Source organism: Vibrio sp. 10N.261.52.C2 (assembly GCF_041471425.1).
Lineage (GTDB): Bacteria > Pseudomonadota > Gammaproteobacteria > Enterobacterales > Vibrionaceae > Vibrio > Vibrio crassostreae_C.
Genome location: NZ_JBFROH010000032.1, coordinates 63,781 through 81,805 on the forward strand (window position 1 = coordinate 63,781; position 18,025 = coordinate 81,805).

Annotated in this window: 16 protein-coding genes and 1 pseudogene; 4 read left to right on the top strand and 13 right to left on the bottom strand. The window is 43.7% G+C overall.

What is annotated here, in order from left to right; all coding sequences use genetic code 11:
- Window positions 1–32 precede the first annotated feature (32 nt).
- The 3 genes from AB4307_RS12810 to AB4307_RS12820 form a co-directional block, all read right to left on the bottom strand.
- A complete protein-coding gene (locus tag AB4307_RS12810) occupies window positions 33–1,661 on the bottom strand; it encodes a PTS transporter subunit IIBC (protein ID WP_372132023.1) in 1,629 nt (542 codons plus the stop codon).
- A gap of 59 nt (window positions 1,662–1,720) precedes the next feature.
- Window positions 1,721–3,454: an alpha-glucosidase gene (locus tag AB4307_RS12815; RefSeq protein ID WP_102320046.1), complete on the bottom strand. Its 1,734-nt coding sequence runs from the start codon at window positions 3,452–3,454 to the stop codon at window positions 1,721–1,723.
- 68 nt (window positions 3,455–3,522) lie between these two features.
- Complete coding sequence (locus AB4307_RS12820) at window positions 3,523–4,488, bottom strand: LacI family DNA-binding transcriptional regulator (protein WP_017070321.1); 966 nt, start codon at window positions 4,486–4,488, stop codon at window positions 3,523–3,525.
- Between the two features lie 140 nt (window positions 4,489–4,628).
- On the opposite strand from AB4307_RS12820, the pseudogene AB4307_RS12825 reads away from it, so the two are divergent.
- A pseudogene (locus AB4307_RS12825) lies at window positions 4,629–4,970 on the top strand (DDE-type integrase/transposase/recombinase); the annotation flags it as partial.
- A gap of 20 nt (window positions 4,971–4,990) precedes the next feature.
- On the opposite strand, the gene AB4307_RS12830 reads toward AB4307_RS12825, so the two are convergent.
- The gene (locus tag AB4307_RS12830) at window positions 4,991–5,239 is read right to left on the bottom strand and encodes a YkgJ family cysteine cluster protein (protein WP_017059389.1); all 249 of its coding nucleotides are present in this window, start codon (window positions 5,237–5,239) and stop codon (window positions 4,991–4,993) included.
- Window positions 5,240–5,398: 159 nt separating this feature from the next.
- On the opposite strand from AB4307_RS12830, the gene AB4307_RS12835 reads away from it, so the two are divergent.
- A complete protein-coding gene (locus tag AB4307_RS12835) occupies window positions 5,399–5,836 on the top strand; it encodes a YcgN family cysteine cluster protein (protein ID WP_017059388.1) in 438 nt (145 codons plus the stop codon).
- Window positions 5,837–5,941: 105 nt separating this feature from the next.
- Here AB4307_RS12835 and AB4307_RS12840 read toward each other — a convergent pair whose 3' ends face one another.
- The 6 genes from AB4307_RS12840 to gap all read right to left on the bottom strand — a co-directional run bounded on the left by AB4307_RS12840 (window position 5,942) and on the right by gap (window position 12,658).
- Complete coding sequence (locus AB4307_RS12840; protein ID WP_372132025.1) at window positions 5,942–7,828, bottom strand: BCCT family transporter; 1,887 nt, start codon at window positions 7,826–7,828, stop codon at window positions 5,942–5,944.
- Between the two features lie 122 nt (window positions 7,829–7,950).
- Window positions 7,951–8,304, bottom strand: a complete 354-nt coding sequence (locus AB4307_RS12845) for a hypothetical protein (RefSeq protein WP_017070749.1) — start codon at window positions 8,302–8,304, stop codon at window positions 7,951–7,953.
- Between the two features lie 275 nt (window positions 8,305–8,579).
- Window positions 8,580–9,533 (bottom strand): ChaN family lipoprotein, encoded by a 954-nt coding sequence (locus AB4307_RS12850; protein WP_017059385.1) that lies wholly within the window; start codon window positions 9,531–9,533, stop codon window positions 8,580–8,582.
- 75 nt (window positions 9,534–9,608) lie between these two features.
- Complete coding sequence (gene rlmA / locus AB4307_RS12855; RefSeq protein ID WP_372132027.1) at window positions 9,609–10,424, bottom strand: 23S rRNA (guanine(745)-N(1))-methyltransferase; 816 nt, start codon at window positions 10,422–10,424, stop codon at window positions 9,609–9,611.
- 111 nt (window positions 10,425–10,535) lie between these two features.
- The gene (locus AB4307_RS12860) at window positions 10,536–11,420 is read right to left on the bottom strand and encodes a D-hexose-6-phosphate mutarotase (protein WP_017070751.1); all 885 of its coding nucleotides are present in this window, start codon (window positions 11,418–11,420) and stop codon (window positions 10,536–10,538) included.
- A gap of 242 nt (window positions 11,421–11,662) precedes the next feature.
- Complete coding sequence (gene gap, locus AB4307_RS12865) at window positions 11,663–12,658, bottom strand: type I glyceraldehyde-3-phosphate dehydrogenase (protein ID WP_017059382.1); 996 nt, start codon at window positions 12,656–12,658, stop codon at window positions 11,663–11,665.
- A 319-nt stretch (window positions 12,659–12,977) separates the two neighbouring features.
- Here gap and msrB point away from each other — a divergent pair, with 319 nt between their 5' ends.
- Window positions 12,978–13,415: a peptide-methionine (R)-S-oxide reductase MsrB gene (gene msrB, locus AB4307_RS12870; RefSeq protein WP_080582205.1), complete on the top strand. Its 438-nt coding sequence runs from the start codon at window positions 12,978–12,980 to the stop codon at window positions 13,413–13,415.
- A 175-nt stretch (window positions 13,416–13,590) separates the two neighbouring features.
- Here the strand turns inward: msrB and AB4307_RS12875 are convergent, their stop codons facing one another.
- Complete coding sequence (locus AB4307_RS12875; protein WP_372132081.1) at window positions 13,591–14,397, bottom strand: DUF2989 domain-containing protein; 807 nt, start codon at window positions 14,395–14,397, stop codon at window positions 13,591–13,593.
- Between the two features lie 113 nt (window positions 14,398–14,510).
- Between AB4307_RS12875 and AB4307_RS12880 the strand changes: the two genes are divergently transcribed.
- Window positions 14,511–14,792, top strand: a complete 282-nt coding sequence (locus AB4307_RS12880; RefSeq protein WP_010437067.1) for a YeaC family protein — start codon at window positions 14,511–14,513, stop codon at window positions 14,790–14,792.
- Between the two features lie 144 nt (window positions 14,793–14,936).
- On the opposite strand, the gene ansA is transcribed toward AB4307_RS12880, so the two are convergent.
- A complete protein-coding gene (ansA, locus tag AB4307_RS12885) occupies window positions 14,937–15,953 on the bottom strand; it encodes an asparaginase (RefSeq protein ID WP_215407594.1) in 1,017 nt (338 codons plus the stop codon).
- 118 nt (window positions 15,954–16,071) lie between these two features.
- On the bottom strand, window positions 16,072–17,922 hold the full coding sequence (gene sppA / locus AB4307_RS12890; RefSeq protein ID WP_372132029.1) for a signal peptide peptidase SppA: 1,851 nt from the start codon (window positions 17,920–17,922) through the stop codon (window positions 16,072–16,074).
- Window positions 17,923–18,025: the final 103 nt, after the last annotated feature.

Consider the following 18,025-nt stretch of genomic DNA (forward strand, 5'->3'; position numbering starts at 1 on the left):
GCGTTTCTCGAGGTTATTTGATCTAAAAAGAATTACGCAGGTTGTGCTGAATATTTCTCTATTAACTTAGATTTAATAACATCCACCCCAGGGCCATAAATAACTTGTACACCCTGTTCTTTAATCACAGCACCAAGAGCCCCTGTCGGCTTCCATGACGTATATTCAGCAACCAACTTCGGATCATTAACTGTAATACGCAAGCGAGTCATACAAGCATCAATCTCAGCAATATTGGCACGGCCACCTAAATTCTGAATAATAATGTTCATCTTCTCATCTTCTGACATCGATTCTGAGCTTTCATCCAGGTAGTTACCCATACGACCCGGTGTTGGTAACTTCAATTTCACGATTAGGAAGCGGAACAATCCATAGTTAACCACAAAGAAAACAATAGAAACTAATGCAAAGCGAACCAGATCACCACCGATGCCCGCTGAAACCATCATAGGTATACGAGTGAGTAACTCAATCAAACCAAAGGCATGTACACGTAGGTCCATCACATCGACCAACGCAAATGCAACTCCTGTTAACACAGCATGTGCAACATACAAAACGGGAGCGATAAACATAAACATGAATTCAATAGGCTCAGTCACACCGGTTAATAACACAGCAAGACAGGCAGATAAGAACATTGGCTTATATTGTGCGCGCTTATCACTATCAACACAGTGATACATCGCAAGTCCAATACCAATCAATGAAGAGGCTGCGATAATAACTTGGCCTGCTTTAAAGCGTGCTGGGTGCACCGTATCTAACAGGTGTTGGTAAGTTGTCGGATCGCTTAATTTAAGATTATTTAAATCGCTGACCCAAGCAAGCCATAATGGATCTTGACCATAAACACTTGAGCCCGCATTCATCCCAGTCAAAAGCTCATAAGTACCACCCAACTCGGTGTAATTCATTGGAATAGTTAAAGTGTGGTGTAAACCAAATGGCAGTAATAAACGCTCTAACGTACCATACAAGAAAGGAGCAGTGATCGGCGCAGTGTCTTTAGAGGTAGCAATCCATTGACCAAAATCATTAAGCGCACCTTGAATTAAAGGCCATATTACAGATAAACCAAACGCAATAATCAGCGAATAGAAAATAACAACAAAAGGTACAAAACGCTTACCGTTGAAAAATGCTAATGCCTGAGGTAAGCGAGCGAAGTCATGATAGCGGTTAAATAAGTTGGCACCTAAATAGCCAGACATAATACCGATAAACACACCCATATTTAGGGCAGGAGCACCCAAAATATTCGTGAAGAATTGAGAGACAGGTAACTCAGAACCAAATAGGCTCATCACAACCGCTTCTGGGTCACTGAGCATAGCGTTATCCACGCCCAATATAACCCCAGTGATACGGTTGATTAAGATGAAGGCAATTAGCGCGGCAAATGCGCCACCTGCACGCTCTTTTGCCCACGAGCCACCAATCGCGACCGCAAATAATAGGTGAAGGTTAACAATGATCCCCCAACCTATGTTTTCCATTATAGCGCCTAGTGTTTCAATGGCACCAAACCCACCCGCATACATTGCGACCACTTTACCTAGTGATATCATGATACCAGCGGCAGGCATCACCGCGATAACAACGATAAGGGACTTCCCAAATCGTTGCCAAAAATCAAACGATAGTAACTTACTCATAAATAGTTCCTTGATTTAAATACAGGCTAACGTTATCAGCGCCTAGCCATAAATATAATTTAGTGCTTTCTTGCAAATATATACGCGGCATAAGCGGGGGCTATTTGCGTTGTTATAAAATCTGAGCGAACGTGTTCATTGTTAATATTCTGATTATCAAGCATTAACTCGCCTAATTGGGTGCAGTCGATATCAACAACGCTCTCTTGTGGACTTAAATTGGTAATAATGGTCCATGTCATATCTTGAGCAACACGTTGATAAACATAGATATTAGGATCGTTAGCTAGCAGTAATTGATAACGGCCAACCACTAAGCTTTCATGTGACTTACGCAAAGCAATCAACTGCTTATAGAAACCTAAGATCGAATTTGGATCTTGCTGTTGTTGCTCAACATTGATATCTGCATACTGTTGATTCACCGAGAACCAAGGTTGCACCTCAGAAAAACCGGCAAAATCCTGGTCATTCCATTGCATTGGCAAGCGACTGTGGTCGCGGGATACTTGATTTAACAAGGCTAAGATATCGGCATCGCTCTGACCTTGTTGCGATAGCTTTTGAATTAAATTTCTCGCAGACACATCGTTAAATTCGTCAAGAGAAGTAAACTGATGATTTACCATACCAATCTCTTGGCCCTGATAAATAAATGGAGTTCCTTTCATCAAGAAATAACAACTCGCTAACGCGGTAGCACTGGCATACCTAGAGTTAGGATCGGCAAAAGTATCAATACTACGAGCTTGATCGTGGTTTTCTAAATAAAGCGCATTCCAGCCTTTACCTTCTAAGGCATCTTGCCAACGCGATAAAATGCGTTTGAACGCCACGAGATCGAAATTCTCGTTGCTTTGTTCTTCCGACCATAGCTTCATGTGTTCAAACTGAAAAATCATGTTAAAAACACCACCTTGATCGTGCTCGGTCGCTTCAGCAACCCAAGGCAATGCGTTGTCGGCCGTCACCCCATTGGCCTCACCAACGGTCACGATATCAAAAGGCGAAAACGCCTGCTCTTTTAACTCATACAGATGTTTTTCAATCCCTGCCACATTCATATGATAATCGAATGAAGAGACATAGTTTTCACCCTTTGGATTGGGTAAAGAGGGTAAACCAGCTTGTTTTTGAATATGGCTAATTGCATCGACACGGAAACCATCAATACCTCGTTCCAACCACCAATGAATCATTTTAAATAGTGCTTGTTTAACTTCAGGGTTTTCCCAATTAAGATCTGGCTGTTTTTTAGAAAATAGGTGCAAATAATATTGTGCAGTTTTGTCATCATATTCCCATGCACTACCATGAAAAATACTTTCCCAGTTATTTGGTTCGCAAGTCGGCTTTTCAGCTGTAGGCTCACAACCATCACGCCAAATATACCAATCACGCTTAGGGCTATCTTTGTTATCTCGCGATTCGATGAACCATGGATGCTCATCGCTAGTGTGGTTTATCACTAAATCCATAATAATGCGAATGCCACGTTCATGAGCAGCAGTGATTAATTTATCCACATCCTCAAGGGTTCCAAAGTCAGGATGAATCGCTTGATAGTCACTGATATCGTAACCGTTATCATCATTCGGTGATGCGTAGAATGGGCAGATCCATATTAAATCAATGCCCAAATCAGCAAGATAATCTAGCTTAGCAATGATCCCATTGATGTCACCAATACCGTCCTGGTTTGTATCATAAAAACTACGGGGATAAATTTGGTAGGCAGTTGCTTTCTTCCACCACGCGAGTGGTTTTGAGTGTAGATTATTAGCGAGTGTCATCGGTTATACTATGTGTGTTATCGTTAACACATAGTGTTAAATGGAACCTATTTGGACTCAATACAATTTCAGAGAAACTGTGAACTTTCTCTCATTCTTATGTCGAATGTGCCTTCAACGGAACTGAAATCGCGCTTGAGCAATTTTTTGACAGCTTGGTAGCCCACTTGATAGTAGTTAAAAGCGACAGTAGTCAGGCTTGGGACTAACAAATCGCTGTAGTCATAGTCACCCATGCCTACAATCCATAAGTTATGACCAATCTTGAGTTGCTGTTCTTTGGCGCGACGATATAAACGAATAGCAATATTATCGGTGGCACAAAAGTAGACATGATTAGGCTGTAATTGAATTGCTTGGTAGCCGGCTTTGTCCTCCGAGTTGGCTAGAGCTTGTAGTGAAAAATTCAACTCAGGGACGGTGTCAGTAATGGTGGCTTGCATCAACTTAGTACGGCTGGAAAGCATACGCTCATCATAAATATAATGTACGGCTGCCAGCGGTGCCTGCTGTTGTTTTAACTGAGTGATGGTTTGGGAAACGAGTGCTTTAATTGCAGCATGGTCGGGGTAATATAAACAGCAATGGTGGGGGGTGTTTTTACCAATAAATAACACATTGTCTAAGGTTTGATAAAACGTCTCTTCGACACTGTGCTTTGAAGCAATAATAATAGTGCCCAATGCATTTAAGCCATTAAACTCTCTCACAGCTTGGCATTCTGACTCATGGTTAAACCCTGAGGCATGAAAAAGCATTCGTACTTGTGATTCATTGGCAGCCGCCAGTGCCCCTTTGATTACTAAACTAGTTGTATATGACTCAATGCGAGGAGCAACGAAACCAATAATATTAGATTGGCTACGAATGGAACGAGCAAATATATTAGGGGTATAATGATTTTCTTTGACGATAGCATCAATTTTAAGGCGATTTTCAGCCGAGACATAACCGTCATTAAAGTAACGTGACACGGTCATTGTTGAAATTCCAAGCTGTCTTGAAATCTCCGCCATGGTCATTTTTTTACTCATCACATTTTCCTTCCATAATGTATTATTGCCATATTATCCAATATATTGGCTGACAACAAAGTAAATAAAAACGCTACCTGATGATATACACATAGTACTTCAAGTTTATAAGATATTGTCCACTTCTTGACCTGAACTGAATACCCGTAGTTACGGCCTTGCTCGCTCAGGTCTTCAGTGCAACGACTGCTAATTTAAAAATGGGCAGGAGATATCACCGACGTAGCTACAAACAAATATTGGCTATAATTAGTTGCCATTATTGACCTTTATTCAAGGCAAGTTATTGGTTGGTTTATGGGTACGAGAATAAAGGCCTCATTGATCTGTGATGTCTTATCGATGGCTTTATTTCGCCGAGAGTTTCCTGAAACGGTTATTACTCATAGCGAGGTAGTCAGTATTGTTTGAAAGACTATTGAGGCCTCATAAGCACCTATAACCTAAAGCAAAGTATGAGTAGGAAAAGAAATTGCTGGGATATAGAAAAGGGCTAATACGCTTAGGTAATAGCTTCTAACTCGATCAGGTTATCAAGGGCTTCTTGGTCGGTTTTACCACAAATGACAGGGCAAGCTTTGAATTGGTGACATACCTTCGGGCGTGAAGGTTGACCAAATAATTTGCAGAGATCTTGCTCATTTAATTGGATGCAGCGTACCCCAGCAGGCTTACCATTAGGCATTCCAGGAATAGCAGATGTAATACTTGGAGCGATACAGCATGCTCCACAACCTAGGCGACATTCCATCAAATTAAACTCACTAAATAACAGGGTGCGCGATAGTAGCAAAAAATGATGAGAGTGACAGCTGTTGATTGAATCAAAGAATGAACAATTATTATCCTTGAACTTTTTATGGGCTAGCGGTATAACACGCACCCCAGTAAAAGAGTAAGAAGTAATCCTATGACGAATCCATTTTGGCAAGAAAAGACACTAGAACAGATGACCGAGAATGAGTGGGAATCACTTTGCGACGGTTGTGGTAAGTGCTGCCTACATAAACTAATGGATGAAGATAGCGATGAAGTTTACTACACCAATGTGGCGTGTAGCTGGTTAAACGACAAAACATGTTCGTGTAAAGATTACCCGAACCGCTTCACTTCAGGTGAAGAGTGTTTGAAGCTGACTCGTGACAAGATCGATGAGTTTCACTGGCTACCAGACACTTGTGCTTACCGCCTTTTATCAGAATCTAAGCCGATCCCTGAGTGGCACCCATTGATCACCGGATCAAAAACAGAGATGCATGCAGCAGGTGAAAGCGTTCGTAACAAAGTAGTGTACGAAATTGATGTGGTGGATTGGGAAGATCACATCTTGAACCACCCGAACCGCTAGTTAACGAAGACTAGTCAATCACCCGAATAAAAAAAGGCTCACATTTCTGTGAGCCTTTGTCGTATTTAGGAGGGTCCAAATCAATGGACTGTGTCATGGCTAATGTCAAGCAAGCGGTAAGTCTGCAACCACCTGGTTGAACGTGATACGAGCATTCTGAGCTTGCTCAGATAACTCGATCTTTTTCGCTTGTGCGGCACTAAGATTACTCTCGGCCTGCTCAAGTGCTTGTTGTAGGTTCTCTGGTAACTCGTGAGTTTCCATTTGTGAACCTTGTTCTAACACATAAGCGCGAATTTCTTTCTTCACTGCGGCAAGTTCTGTGTAAGCAACACGCTCAAGTTCTGCGGCTTCTTGTGCTGCATCTCTTTCTTTCTCAAACTGAGCCAACGCCATACCTTCAGCAGACCAAGGGTCCATGTCTGGCAGTTCTTCGATGTTGATCGTTGGCTCGATATACGCATCTTGATGGCGTAGGTCGAGGTTAGTCGCACGAACCGCTGAAATCATCAGCATCACAGAGATAGCAAGCAGTGGTAAGCCACCAACAATCGCCGCCGTTTGTAGCGTACTTAGACCGCCTAAGAACATTAGAATCGTTGGTAAGAACGACAGAGTAAATGCCCAGAACATACGGTTCCAGCGCATTGGCTCTTCGGTCACGTTGTTTTGTACAACAGACGCTAGGATGTATGAGATAGAGTCAAATGTTGTTGCCGTGAAAATGATACACAGCATTGTAAATACAGCGATAACCAGCGTGCTCATTGGCAATTGTGCAAGCATCGAGAAGATAGCTTTGGTTGCGCCTTCCGCATTCAAAATGGCAACGACATCTAGCTCACCAGAAAGCTGCAGTGATAGGCCGTAGTTACCTAAGATCATGAAGAACAGGAAACAACCTAGAGAACCAAAGAAGATCGACCCTGACACCATTTGTTTGATGGTTCTGCCGCGAGAGATACGCGCAACAAACAGACCCATACTCGGTGCAAATACTAGCCACCATGCCCAGTAGAAAATCGTCCAGTCTTGTGGGAAGTGAGTGTTTTCGAATGTACCGTAACCACCAAATGGTTCAGCCCACGTTGCCATCACGAAGAAGTTAGACAGTAGGCGACCAATCGAGTCTAAACCTGTTTCTAGCATGAAGATTGTTGGACCCGCGATCAGAACGAAAGCCAACAGACCCATTGCACCCCAGAAGTTGATGTTACTTAGGATCTTGATGCCTTTTTCCAATCCAGCATAAGATGAGTAAGCAAAAATCGCAGTACACACTAAAAGCACCATCACTTGCGTTAGGTTATTTTTAGGTAGACCAAATAGGTGATTCAGACCTTCAGTGATTAGAGGTGCAGCTAAACCTAGTGTTGTTGCAGCGCCGCCTAATAGACCGAAAATGAAAAGGATATCGACGATTTTTCCGGGTACGCCTTTACTGCGGTGTTCACCAAGAACAGGCATTAACGCACTAGAGATCTTTAGAACTGGCTGTTTACGTACATAGAAGAAGTAAGCGATAGGAATTGCAGGGATTAGGTAGATAGACCATGCGATTGGTCCCCAGTGGAATAGGCCGTAGGTCGCAGCCCAGCGTACTGCTTCTTCACTGCCAGGTTCTAGTTGGAAAGGCGGTGATTGGTAGTAGTAAGCCCACTCAATACAGCCCCAATACAAGATACTTGCACCGATACCGCCACAAAATAGCATGGCAGCCCATGATGCATTTTTAAACTCAGGCTCTTCATCAGCTTCGCCTAGTTTAATTTGTCCCATATCACTGAATACTACGTACACCATAAATGCACAGGCTGCGAGACCTAGAGCAAGATACAGGAATCCGAGTTGATCAGTCATGAATGTTTTCGCAACCGCAATCCAGTCTGCGCCCTGTGCAGGGAACAAAATGAGCGGGAAAACTATCGTGAGTAGGAGTGCTATAGCACCAAAAAAGGTTGGCTTATCGATAAGCTCAAAAGTGTTTTTCACGAGTATTATTCCATTAAAATGAGAGCGGAATTATGGAATGAACTCGTTTTTTAGACCTAATCGGGTCTATTGTCGTAACGATAAATCGCTTTTATTCTAGAGAATGCGATAGGTTGGCAAGGCTAAATGAGTGCGAGAAGAATACCGCCTACGGTTGCCGCTGCGGACAGGTATTGCCCCGCTGAATAAGAACCATCATCTTCTTCTTCAATCTTATCTGGGTGATCCATACCCAAGGCACCATGAGCGAATGACTCAACTTTATCGGTAACTGTCGCGTTTTCTGCTTCGACTTTCTTCGCTTCTTTATCAATTTCTTTTAGGGCAGATAAGAGTGCTTTGCCTTCATCAGAAAGCTTAACCGTATTTTGCTCAACCTTAAGCGGTGTAGGCTTTTCAGCTTCGTTAGCTGAACTCTTAGCGTTCATCTGCGAAGGCGAATACAGCTGAGTATTACTCGTTCCTACTGGCGTCATATAGCTCTCCTTACCTATCCTTAAATATAGTATCGGCAGAGGTGTGAAAAACTTGTGCAATTAATCATCGATAGTGATGTTTTTTATTCGCACATTACATTTTCGTCTGCTTGGTTAAATCGTCTATTTACTAAGCAAGTCTTGTGCCGATAAGAATGTTTGATTTTAGATAGAGTTAGGATGAATGACGGGAACGTGATCAAGTTGTGACGATGGGCTAATTATCTAGGATTAGCCCATCGACTCTTTAGCTTAGAAGAGTGGATCAACAGATCCTACTCACACTCTAGGCTAGCGCTACGTTTTGACAGATGCTTGTATGCCTTCATTCGGTTCTCTTTCTTTACAAAGCGAGCCGGCGGCGAAAGCACTTCAAGCTGATAATCACCGCTATCCGATGAGATCGCTTCAACCGGGCTGATGATGGCGATTTTTAAATCAGGGTTACGACGTAGAATTGATGCCGCCGTCCCTAAACCACCCTCGGTGTGGAACTTGCCAGCCACGTGAATCACTTGTTTATCAGGGTTTGATGCTAGGTAATCCACAATCGACTCAGCCATGGTTTCGTCCCAGGTAACCTGAGCGGCAAACTGCTTTTCTGTTTGCTCTGGCGTACCGTGATGCATAGAAGCCATGAACTTTTCTTTGTAAGGGCTATCGCCAGTATCCACTTCGGCAGCAATCCATTGGCGTTGCTCGGTCGATAATTGGTCTAGGTAAGGCAATCCTTTACGGCCAATACACTGCACGAATGGCTTTGGTGCATTTGCCGCAATAACATCGACGTCGTTGGCTTTTGCGAACTCAACTAACGCGCGGTAATCACTTTCGTAATTTGGCCAAGCTGCCGCTTGAGACATGAGAATTTGTTCGCCAATTTCGCCGTTTAAGTATTGGTCAAGTGTGGCTTGGTGCTCTCGAGTGAACTGTTCCATTGAAAGCGCAATGTTTGATGTTGCGTTGCGGCGCGCTTTTAAGAAGTCGGTTTGGAAGCGGTGAATGGCAGAATGCGTGTGCCATTCGCCAATTAGAACCACATCAGCGTCAATCAGCTGCTCGGGTAATGCATCGAGAGAAAGTGTTTCGCCTTGTGGAGAAGCGAACTGGTAGTCATAGAATGTGGAAACGGATTCCGTTTGAGCCACTTTTTGAGAAGTGTCTTTTGCAGGTTGACTAGCACAAGCCGTGAGAAGAGTAGCTAATCCGATAAGAATAATACGTTGCATGAAATGCCTCCTTGAAGAACACGCATACTAAAGGAGGCAAGATAAGATTTCAATGCAAACGATAATCAATATCAATTAAATTTGTTTGCGGTACACTCGCAGCATAAAGTCAGCTTCACAGTTGAATTGCTCTGCCTCGGTGAGTTGTAGTTTAAACTCTTCACTCGCCTTCCAAGCAAACGGCGTCATCTGTAGCAGGTCGAATGCATCTGACCCCGATAGTTCCATCATATAGTTTAGTTGCTCTTGATGCTCAAGCGTAAAACCTTCGATCACTTCTGGATCTTCTTCGTGCAAGCGAACGCCATCATAAATTGCATCACGCAGTTGATACAGGTGTCGGCTAGCTGGTGTCACGGTGATCACCACACCATTATCTTTGATGGTGCGTTGTAACTCTTCAGCCTTGCAAGGCGCGTAAATGCGTAGAATTCCGTCTAAGCTGTTTTCAGCAAAGGGTAGGCGATGGCTTGATGCAACTGAGAAGTCGACAGTAGGGTAGCGTTTAGCGGCGTATTTGATAGCAATCTTAGAAATGTCTAGGCCAAAAGTAGCCCCTTTCTTTTCTTGAAGATTCACAGCAATTTCGTTGGTGTAATAACCTTCGCCACAACCAATATCCAATAGGCTAGGCGTCTCTTCTGGTAGATAGCGAGAACACAACGTCACCACCGCTTGGCGCATTGGGTCATAGTGGTTACCTTCAAGGAAGCGACGACGTGCCTGCATCATCTCTTTGTTGTCACCTGGATCTTTTGAGCGTTTGTGGTGCGCAGGCATCAAATTGACGTAGCCTTCTTTCGCTAGGTCGAACTGATGGTTCTTTTCACACTTAAACGTACGATCGTTTTGAGATAAAGGTTGGTGACACAAAGGGCATTGGTAAGTCATGGAGACCTCTAAAGGAGAATAGACAGCGCAAGTGTAACGAGCTAAAACCAAAAAGTAAAAGAGCGACATAAAGCCGCTCAAAAATCGTTTTTTATAACTGTATTTATACGGTTATTGGGCACTAATCACAGTGATCAGTTGGTGGTTTTCACCCGGCCGGAGCGTTTTACCGGCTTCTAGGCTTGGTGCGTGCAGTGTTGATTCAACACATAGCATGGTTAGGTAACCGTCGTCTTGCATGTCGCCCATACTTGCAGCGCCTTCTGCCCACGGGTTCCACAGTACTGCAGAGTTATGACCGTGGTTTTCAACTGTTAGCGTGCGATCCAGCTTCTTGTCAGCAACAAAGATTTGCGCTTCTGGTTGCGTGTAAACGCGGTCAATCGTGTCGGTCAGTACCAGTTCAGATCCACCTTGGCAGATCTTGCCACCTTGCAGGCTATCAATGTACTCAGCACCCATACCAGTGGTGGTTGTGTTGTGGATATCGCCAACGTTTAGGTAAGTGTGTAGTGCACCAGAGAAAGTCCATGGCTGAGAATCAGTGTTCTTCACGTCCAGCGTTACTTTTAGTTGTTCGCCGATCTCAACATTCAAGCGAGCATCAAACTGATGAGGCCATACTGCTAGCGTCTCTTCGCTTGGCTTCAGACCTAAGCTAACAATCACGCCAGCTTCGCTTTCACGGTGTTCAACCAATTGCCATTCACTTGAACGGGCAAAACCATGTGCTGGTGCTGCAATGCGACCAAACCAAGGCCAACATACTGGAATACCACCACGCAGAGCCGTTTTACCATCGAACTTAGCTTGTTGGCTCATCCAAATTAGGTCTTCTTGACCTTGCGGTTGGAATGACACCACATGGCCGCCAAACAGTGAAATCGCTGCGTTTGCTTTATCGTGGATAACGCGAACCAGTTTTACACCTTCGTGTTCAACGATAGTGACGTTGTCAGAAAGTACCGCCAGTGCAGGTAGAGTAGATAAATCCATTACATGATCCTTCTAAGGAAATTGAATTCAAATGCTGACTAGAGTGATGCTTGTGTTTTCATGAGTAACAAGCAGAGTCAGTATTAGAATTGAATTTTGCGTTTGGGCTATCTTGATGAGCTTAGACAGACGCGGTTTAAAAGATAGCAGGCATTAAAAAGGCGACACTAAGGTCGCCTTTTTCAAAGTCTGCTCAAAACAGTCTTCGCTAATGCTTATCTAAAGCGATTTCTAAAAAGAAATTACTTAGAGATGTGAGCGATTAGGTCTAGAACTTTGTTTGAGTAACCGATTTCGTTGTCGTACCAAGATACAACTTTAACGAATTTGTCAGTTAGAGCAACACCAGCTTTAGCATCGAATACTGAAGTTTGAACTTCACCGATGAAATCTTGTGATACTACTTGGTCTTCAGTGTAACCAAGAACGCCAGCCATTTCGCCTTCAGAAGCTTCTTTCATTGCAGCACAAATTTCTTCGTAAGATGCAGCTTCTTTTAGGTTAACTGTTAGGTCAACTACAGATACGTTAGCAGTTGGTACACGGAAAGCCATACCAGTTAGAAGGCCGTTTAGTTCTGGAAGAACAACGCCTACAGCTTTAGCAGCACCAGTTGAAGATGGGATGATGTTTTGAGAAGCACCACGGCCACCGCGCCAGTCTTTAGCAGAAGGGCCATCTACAGTTTTTTGAGTTGCTGTAGTAGCGTGAACTGTAGTCATAAGACCAGACTCAATGCCCCACTTATCGTTAAGTACTTTAGCGATAGGTGCAAGACAGTTAGTAGTACAAGAAGCGTTAGAAACGATGTCTTGACCAGCGTAAGATGCTTGGTTAACGCCCATTACGAACATTGGAGTTGCATCTTTAGAAGGACCAGTAAGAACTACTTTCTTAGCGCCAGCAGTGATGTGCTTACGTGCAGTCTCGTCAGTTAGGAAAAGACCAGTTGCTTCAGCAACTACGTCTACGTCGATAGCATCCCACTTAAGGTCTTCTGGGTTACGCTCAGCTGTAACACGTACAGTTTTACCGTTAACGATTAGGTTACCGCCTTCAACTTCAACAGTACCGTTGAAACGGCCGTGAGTTGAGTCGTACTTAAGCATGTATGCCATGTACTCTACGTCGATTAGATCGTTAATACCTACTACTTCGATGTCTGCACGCTCTTGAGCTGCGCGGAATACGAAACGGCCGATACGGCCAAAACCGTTAATACCTACTTTGATAGTCATTGTAGTTGCTCCACAACTTAATTTCTGATTAAAGATAACTGGTAGTAAAATTACAGAATCCAGTATACATCTGCAATAGATAATCCGACTTAACTTGTTTAATGTCAAAAAAAAGCGACGCTTTTCTTAACAATTGGGTGTAAGTGATTGAAAATTGACCATTGCAAGTGGCTCTGTACCCTTCCAGTTGGGTAAAATACCCCTAAATGATGATTCACTTATGAGTGTATATGTACAATGTTTCCTGGTGAGAAAGTATGTGCTACAAAACGACTCATATGCAAGCCTTTATAGAAAAAAGTAAATATAATAACTGAGAATGTGGAGAGATATTAACGTGATTCAAAAGGGAGGAAATATGATAAAGCCTGATGAATACTGGCGTGAGCGCCTAACGGACGACGAATTTTCAGTGTGTCGTGAGCGTGGTACTGAAGCCCCATATAGCGGCAAGTTACTGCACAACCATAAGACTGGCGTCTATAGCTGCACATGCTGTGAAAGCCCTTTGTTTCTGTCGGATAACAAATATGACTCTGGGTGTGGTTGGCCAAGCTTTGATGCCCCAGTGAATGATGAAGCAGTACGCTATATAGAAGATCTAAGTCACGGAATGAAGCGTGTAGAGATCCGTTGTACCGCCTGTGATAGCCATTTAGGTCACGTTTTTCCAGATGGCCCGAAGACCACAGGTGAACGGTTCTGTGTTAATTCAGTGTCGTTAATTTTCAACAAAAATGACGAAAGTACGAAATAACTTGTAACTATTGTCTAATCCTTACAGGTCGCATTTGTCGATTTAGGAATGCTGAAACGCCCAAGATTTCAGATTTAACTCTAGTACAAATAAAAACAGCTACTAAAAAGGTAGCTGTTTTTATTTGAAAACAGGTGAATAACAAGCTTAAGTAAGAACACTATAAATGAAGCGATCAGTAACTCGGGACGATTGAAGGGCTGTAAATTCCATCCTCAATCGCTTCGACAATGTTGTCTGCGTCTTTATTTAGCTTCTTATAGGTTGCCTTGTCGAAATGATACAACACGGTGAGCTCGGCTTCAGAAGCAATAGGCACATCAAAGTCTTTGGCAACCATTGCCCAAACGTACGCTTTTTCCATATGACCCAGGTTGTGGTTGATACTGGCCATCGACTTGAAGATTTCAGTGTTGGCTGCCGAGCCATTAGAAAGCGTTAACGCATTATTGAGTAGCTTAAGTGTCTTTATATGATTGCGGGTAGTATAGAAGGTTGCCAAGGCATACTGCATCTCGGCTGTGTTTAACGCTTCAGAGCCTTCTAGTTGTAGGAAACTGCGTCTGGCGTTGGTGTCCCCAGTTTGCGACCACAAGAAGTACAGCGTTTCCGGTGTATCGGATTTCGATAGCTCATCAACAATGCGCTCAGACTCTTCGATACTGTGCATTAAAGAGGTAAAGCGACGCTCTTGCAGCTTAGATTGATCGATCGTTTCGATCTGTGCCGCGAGCTCTAGACACTTTTTGTAGGCAGTGACTAATTCGAATTCTTTAATTTTGTTGATTTCGGTGGGTTGCTTCTGAACTTCAAATCGATGCCAGATGAGGTCGGTACGTGCGACACGACATTGCCCATCGTTCATGTTCAATTGTTCACACTGAAGACCCGGGTTGCTTTGGCACAGTTGATCGGTATTTTTGTTCCCTTCAAGACACCCAACCAGAGTGAAAGGCAATAGGCTAATCGCCAACCATTTCATAATTTTCATATTCCTTCACTTGTGATCAGATGCACTTATTATTGGTCAGGTTCTTGACTCAATTCTGTTACGGGTTATTTTCTGGTGAAAATTGTTAAAACTAAGGCTTTACCATGGATGCAGAACAACTTCTTAGCGCAATGACACCCGAGGTCTACGAACGTTTAACCTACGCAGTTGAAACGGGTAAATGGCCAGAAGGTACGGCGCTCTCAAAAGAACAGCGCGACTCGTGTATGCAAGCGGTTATGTTATACCAATCTAAACATAACTCTGAAGCTCAACATATGACAATTGCAGCTGGTGGTGAGATTAGCTTTAAATCTAAGTCTGAACTAAAGAAACAGTTTAAGTCAGATCAAGAAGACATTGTTAGGGTTAACCCGAATCATTAAGCTTAAATTACAACAAAGGGGTGGCAATGTGCCACCCCTTTTAGTTTAACTCGTTTATTTATAAGCAATAAAACGATTTAGTTCACGTTAAGTCGCCGTTACGTTGATAGCATAACTGGGTTTAACGTGTATCCTTGAACTGTTTTATAAGCTCATCTCACCACGCAACACTTGTTGCATCTGAGTCTTCACTTCTTCGTAGTCTAGGTTTTGGCTTAATAGATAATGTAACTTCGCCAGAGCCGCTTCGGGTGTCATATCATAACCACTGACAACGCCCGCTTCAGCTAGCGCACAACCTGTCGCATAACCACCCATGTTCACTTTACCTGCCAAACATTGAGTTAGGTTTACCACAATAACGCCGCGCTCTGAGGCATCTTTAAGGTGCTGAAGCAATTCTGGGTTCTGTGGAGCGTTACCAACACCAAAAGTAAGCAAAATCATCGCATTAACAGGCTGCAGTAGCGTGTTGCGAATCACTTCGTGTGAGATGCCTGGGTACATTGTGATTACGCCGATAGGTTGCGGGGTAATGTTATGAACCTTGAAAGCACCTTCAGGTTGTTCGTTTACCTTTACGTTATTGCTAAGTTGGATATTGATACCCGCTTCCAGCAATGGGTTTAGGTTTGGTGAAGTAAATGCATTGAAGCCATCTGCGTGTGATTTAGTGCTGCGGTTACCACGCATCAATTTGTTGTTGAAGAACAGTGTCACTTCGTTGATTGGGTAGTTTGCTGCAATATGCAGTGCATTTAGCAAGTTTGCTTGTCCGTCTGAGCGAAGCTCTGCTAGTGGAATCTGAGAGCCCGTAACAATCACAGGTTTGCCAAGGTTTTCAAGCATGAAAGACAGTGCAGAGGCAGTATAAGCCATAGTGTCTGTGCCATGAAGGATAACGAAACCATCGTACTTATCGTAGTTCGCGCGAATATCATCAGCGATAGTCTGCCAGTCAAGTGGCGTCATATCTGAAGAGTCCATTAATGGAGAGTATTCGTGAATGGTGTACTCAGGCATCTCTGGGCGATGGAATTCAGGCATGCCAGCTAGCTGCTTGTCCATGAAACCTGCAACAGGAACATAGCCGTGGTCAATAGACTTTTGCATGCCAATTGTGCCGCCGGTGTACGCGATATAGATGTGTTTTCTTTCCATGGCGATTAATACTTAGTGTGATATAGGGAACAGGAGGGCGATTATAGCGAATTATCATGCAATAAAAAGAGGCGCCTCACACAGAGGCGCCTCTTGGTAACAAAGCGTTGAGCTTATCTTATTGAACTTGGCAGTTTAAGCAAAAAGCGTAACGGCCTTGTGGGTCGTTAAAGTTGCCTAACAGTTGGCTATCTTGAGCTAATTGTTGAGTAACAGGCTGTAAACTGCTTGGTATCATCGATTGAATATCAAGGCCTACCGACATCTGAACTTGGTTCATAAATTCTTGAATAAACTGCTCAGTGGCTGAAAGTGGCTCTTCTACCCAGTAAATGTTGTAGCTTTCAAGCTCTGCAAGTGAAGCCGCCGCCGCAACCGCATCATCGAAATCACCAATTTCATCGACTAAGCCTTTCTGAATCGCATCTTGACCTGTCCAAACTCGACCTTGCGCAATCTTGTCGACAGCATCGACTTCCATGCCGCGATTTTCGCCAACTAGGCTGATGAATCGGCGGTATCCGTTTTCAATACCCATTTGGAATGCGTCTTTCGCGCCATCGCTAAGTCCAGTTGTAATACCAAGACCTGAGAAAGGTGAGGTGCCAACGCCATCAGTGTAAACCCCAATATCGTTCAGCCCTTTTTCGAAGGTGGTAATAACACTAAAGATACCAATCGAACCCGTTAATGTGGTTGGTTGAGCTAGGATCTTATCCGCACCCATCGAGATCCAGTAACCACCAGAAGCAGCCAGGCTAGACATAGAAACCACGACAGGTTTACCCGCTTGCTTGATCGCTTCGATTTCATTGCGAATAACTTCAGAAGCAAATGCACTGCCACCAGGGCTGTCTACACGAAGTACAACTGCTTTTACTTTGTCGTCGTTACGAGCTTGGCGAAGTAGGGCTGCAGTGGTATCACCACCGACTGTGCCACGAGGTTGTTTGCCATCCATAATGGCACCGCTTGCCACAATCACAGCAACATCGTGTGATTCAGTGTTCATGTCTGGAAGCATAGTGGTACGATATTCGTAGTAACCAAACGCGTTGTAGCTGTCTTGACCGTCACTGCCGAACACGTCTGCGAGCTCTAGTCGAACTTGTTGGCGTGTCGCTAATTCATCCACTAAGCCAAGTTTTTCAGCCAGTTTGGCAATGTCACCGTCTACAGACTCAAGTTCTTTCAAGAACGTGTCCATGCTTGGATTCAGTGTTTTAGCATCGATCTGACGGTTGTGGCTGACGTCGTCAACATACGCACCCCACAGTTGATTTAACCAACGAGAAGCGGACTCTTTCGCTGCATCTGACATGTCATCGCGAATGAAAGGCTCGATAGCTGACTTGTAAGTACCCACACGGAACACGTGCGTGTTTACGTCTAGTTTCTCTAACAACGTTTTGTAGTAAAGCGAGTAAGCGCTATAACCTTTAAGAAGAACCCCACCATCTGGTGATAGGAATACCTTAGTTGCGTAGCTGGCTAGGTAGTATTGGCTTTGGTTGTAAAAGTCACCTACCGCATAAATCGGTTTGCCTGTTGCTTTGAACTCATTCAATGCTTTAGCAATGTAGCGAAGCTTAGTCAGGTTGGTTTCTGGCAACTCTTTGAGTGCTAAAACGATACCTGTAACCTTGTCATCGTCTTTTGCGTAGCGAATCGTTTCAACGATATCAAACAGGATGTTCTCTTTTGGAAGGTCTTTGCCAAGTAGTGAACCTGTGACCGAATCCATCGGATTGATATAGCGGCTTTGTTCCACAATAGGGCCAGACAGATTAAGCACTAAAGCCGAATCCTGAGGAACCGTCGGTTGAGCCGTATCTGAATGGAAGTACACAAAGTAGATGATGGCGATACTGAGTAAAAAGACTAGGTTAACCAGCGCAAGACGTACAAACGTAATGAGCTTCCAAATCCCTTTAAAGAACATGCCTATAAATTTGAATATTTTTTTCATTCTGTCTCCGCAGTGAGATCACGTCGCTTTAACAAGCCGTAGTACCATTAATCTCAATAATATGAACTGCTTAGTATCCTACGATAATTCCCAAGCTCAAACT

What these genes read in the sequence shown, in the direction of transcription:
- sppA (WP_372132029.1), bottom strand. Translation starts at nt 17,922, where the DNA reads ATGAAAAAAATATTCAAATTTATAGGCATGTTCTTTAAAGGGATTTGG.
- AB4307_RS12860 (WP_017070751.1), bottom strand. Translation starts at nt 11,420, where the DNA reads ATGGATTTATCTACTCTACCTGCACTGGCGGTACTTTCTGACAACGTC.
- AB4307_RS12810 (WP_372132023.1), bottom strand. Translation starts at nt 1,661, where the DNA reads ATGAGTAAGTTACTATCGTTTGATTTTTGGCAACGATTTGGGAAGTCC.
- AB4307_RS12835 (WP_017059388.1), top strand. Translation starts at nt 5,399, where the DNA reads ATGACGAATCCATTTTGGCAAGAAAAGACACTAGAACAGATGACCGAG.
- gap (WP_017059382.1), bottom strand. Translation starts at nt 12,658, where the DNA reads ATGACTATCAAAGTAGGTATTAACGGTTTTGGCCGTATCGGCCGTTTC.
- AB4307_RS12875 (WP_372132081.1), bottom strand. Translation starts at nt 14,397, where the DNA reads ATGAAATGGTTGGCGATTAGCCTATTGCCTTTCACTCTGGTTGGGTGT.
- AB4307_RS12820 (WP_017070321.1), bottom strand. Translation starts at nt 4,488, where the DNA reads ATGAGTAAAAAAATGACCATGGCGGAGATTTCAAGACAGCTTGGAATT.
- ansA (WP_215407594.1), bottom strand. Translation starts at nt 15,953, where the DNA reads ATGGAAAGAAAACACATCTATATCGCGTACACCGGCGGCACAATTGGC.
- AB4307_RS12830 (WP_017059389.1), bottom strand. Translation starts at nt 5,239, where the DNA reads ATGGAATGTCGCCTAGGTTGTGGAGCATGCTGTATCGCTCCAAGTATT.
- AB4307_RS12845 (WP_017070749.1), bottom strand. Translation starts at nt 8,304, where the DNA reads ATGACGCCAGTAGGAACGAGTAATACTCAGCTGTATTCGCCTTCGCAG.
- rlmA (WP_372132027.1), bottom strand. Translation starts at nt 10,424, where the DNA reads ATGACTTACCAATGCCCTTTGTGTCACCAACCTTTATCTCAAAACGAT.
- AB4307_RS12815 (WP_102320046.1), bottom strand. Translation starts at nt 3,454, where the DNA reads ATGACACTCGCTAATAATCTACACTCAAAACCACTCGCGTGGTGGAAG.
- AB4307_RS12880 (WP_010437067.1), top strand. Translation starts at nt 14,511, where the DNA reads ATGGATGCAGAACAACTTCTTAGCGCAATGACACCCGAGGTCTACGAA.
- msrB (WP_080582205.1), top strand. Translation starts at nt 12,978, where the DNA reads ATGTGGAGAGATATTAACGTGATTCAAAAGGGAGGAAATATGATAAAG.
- AB4307_RS12850 (WP_017059385.1), bottom strand. Translation starts at nt 9,533, where the DNA reads ATGCAACGTATTATTCTTATCGGATTAGCTACTCTTCTCACGGCTTGT.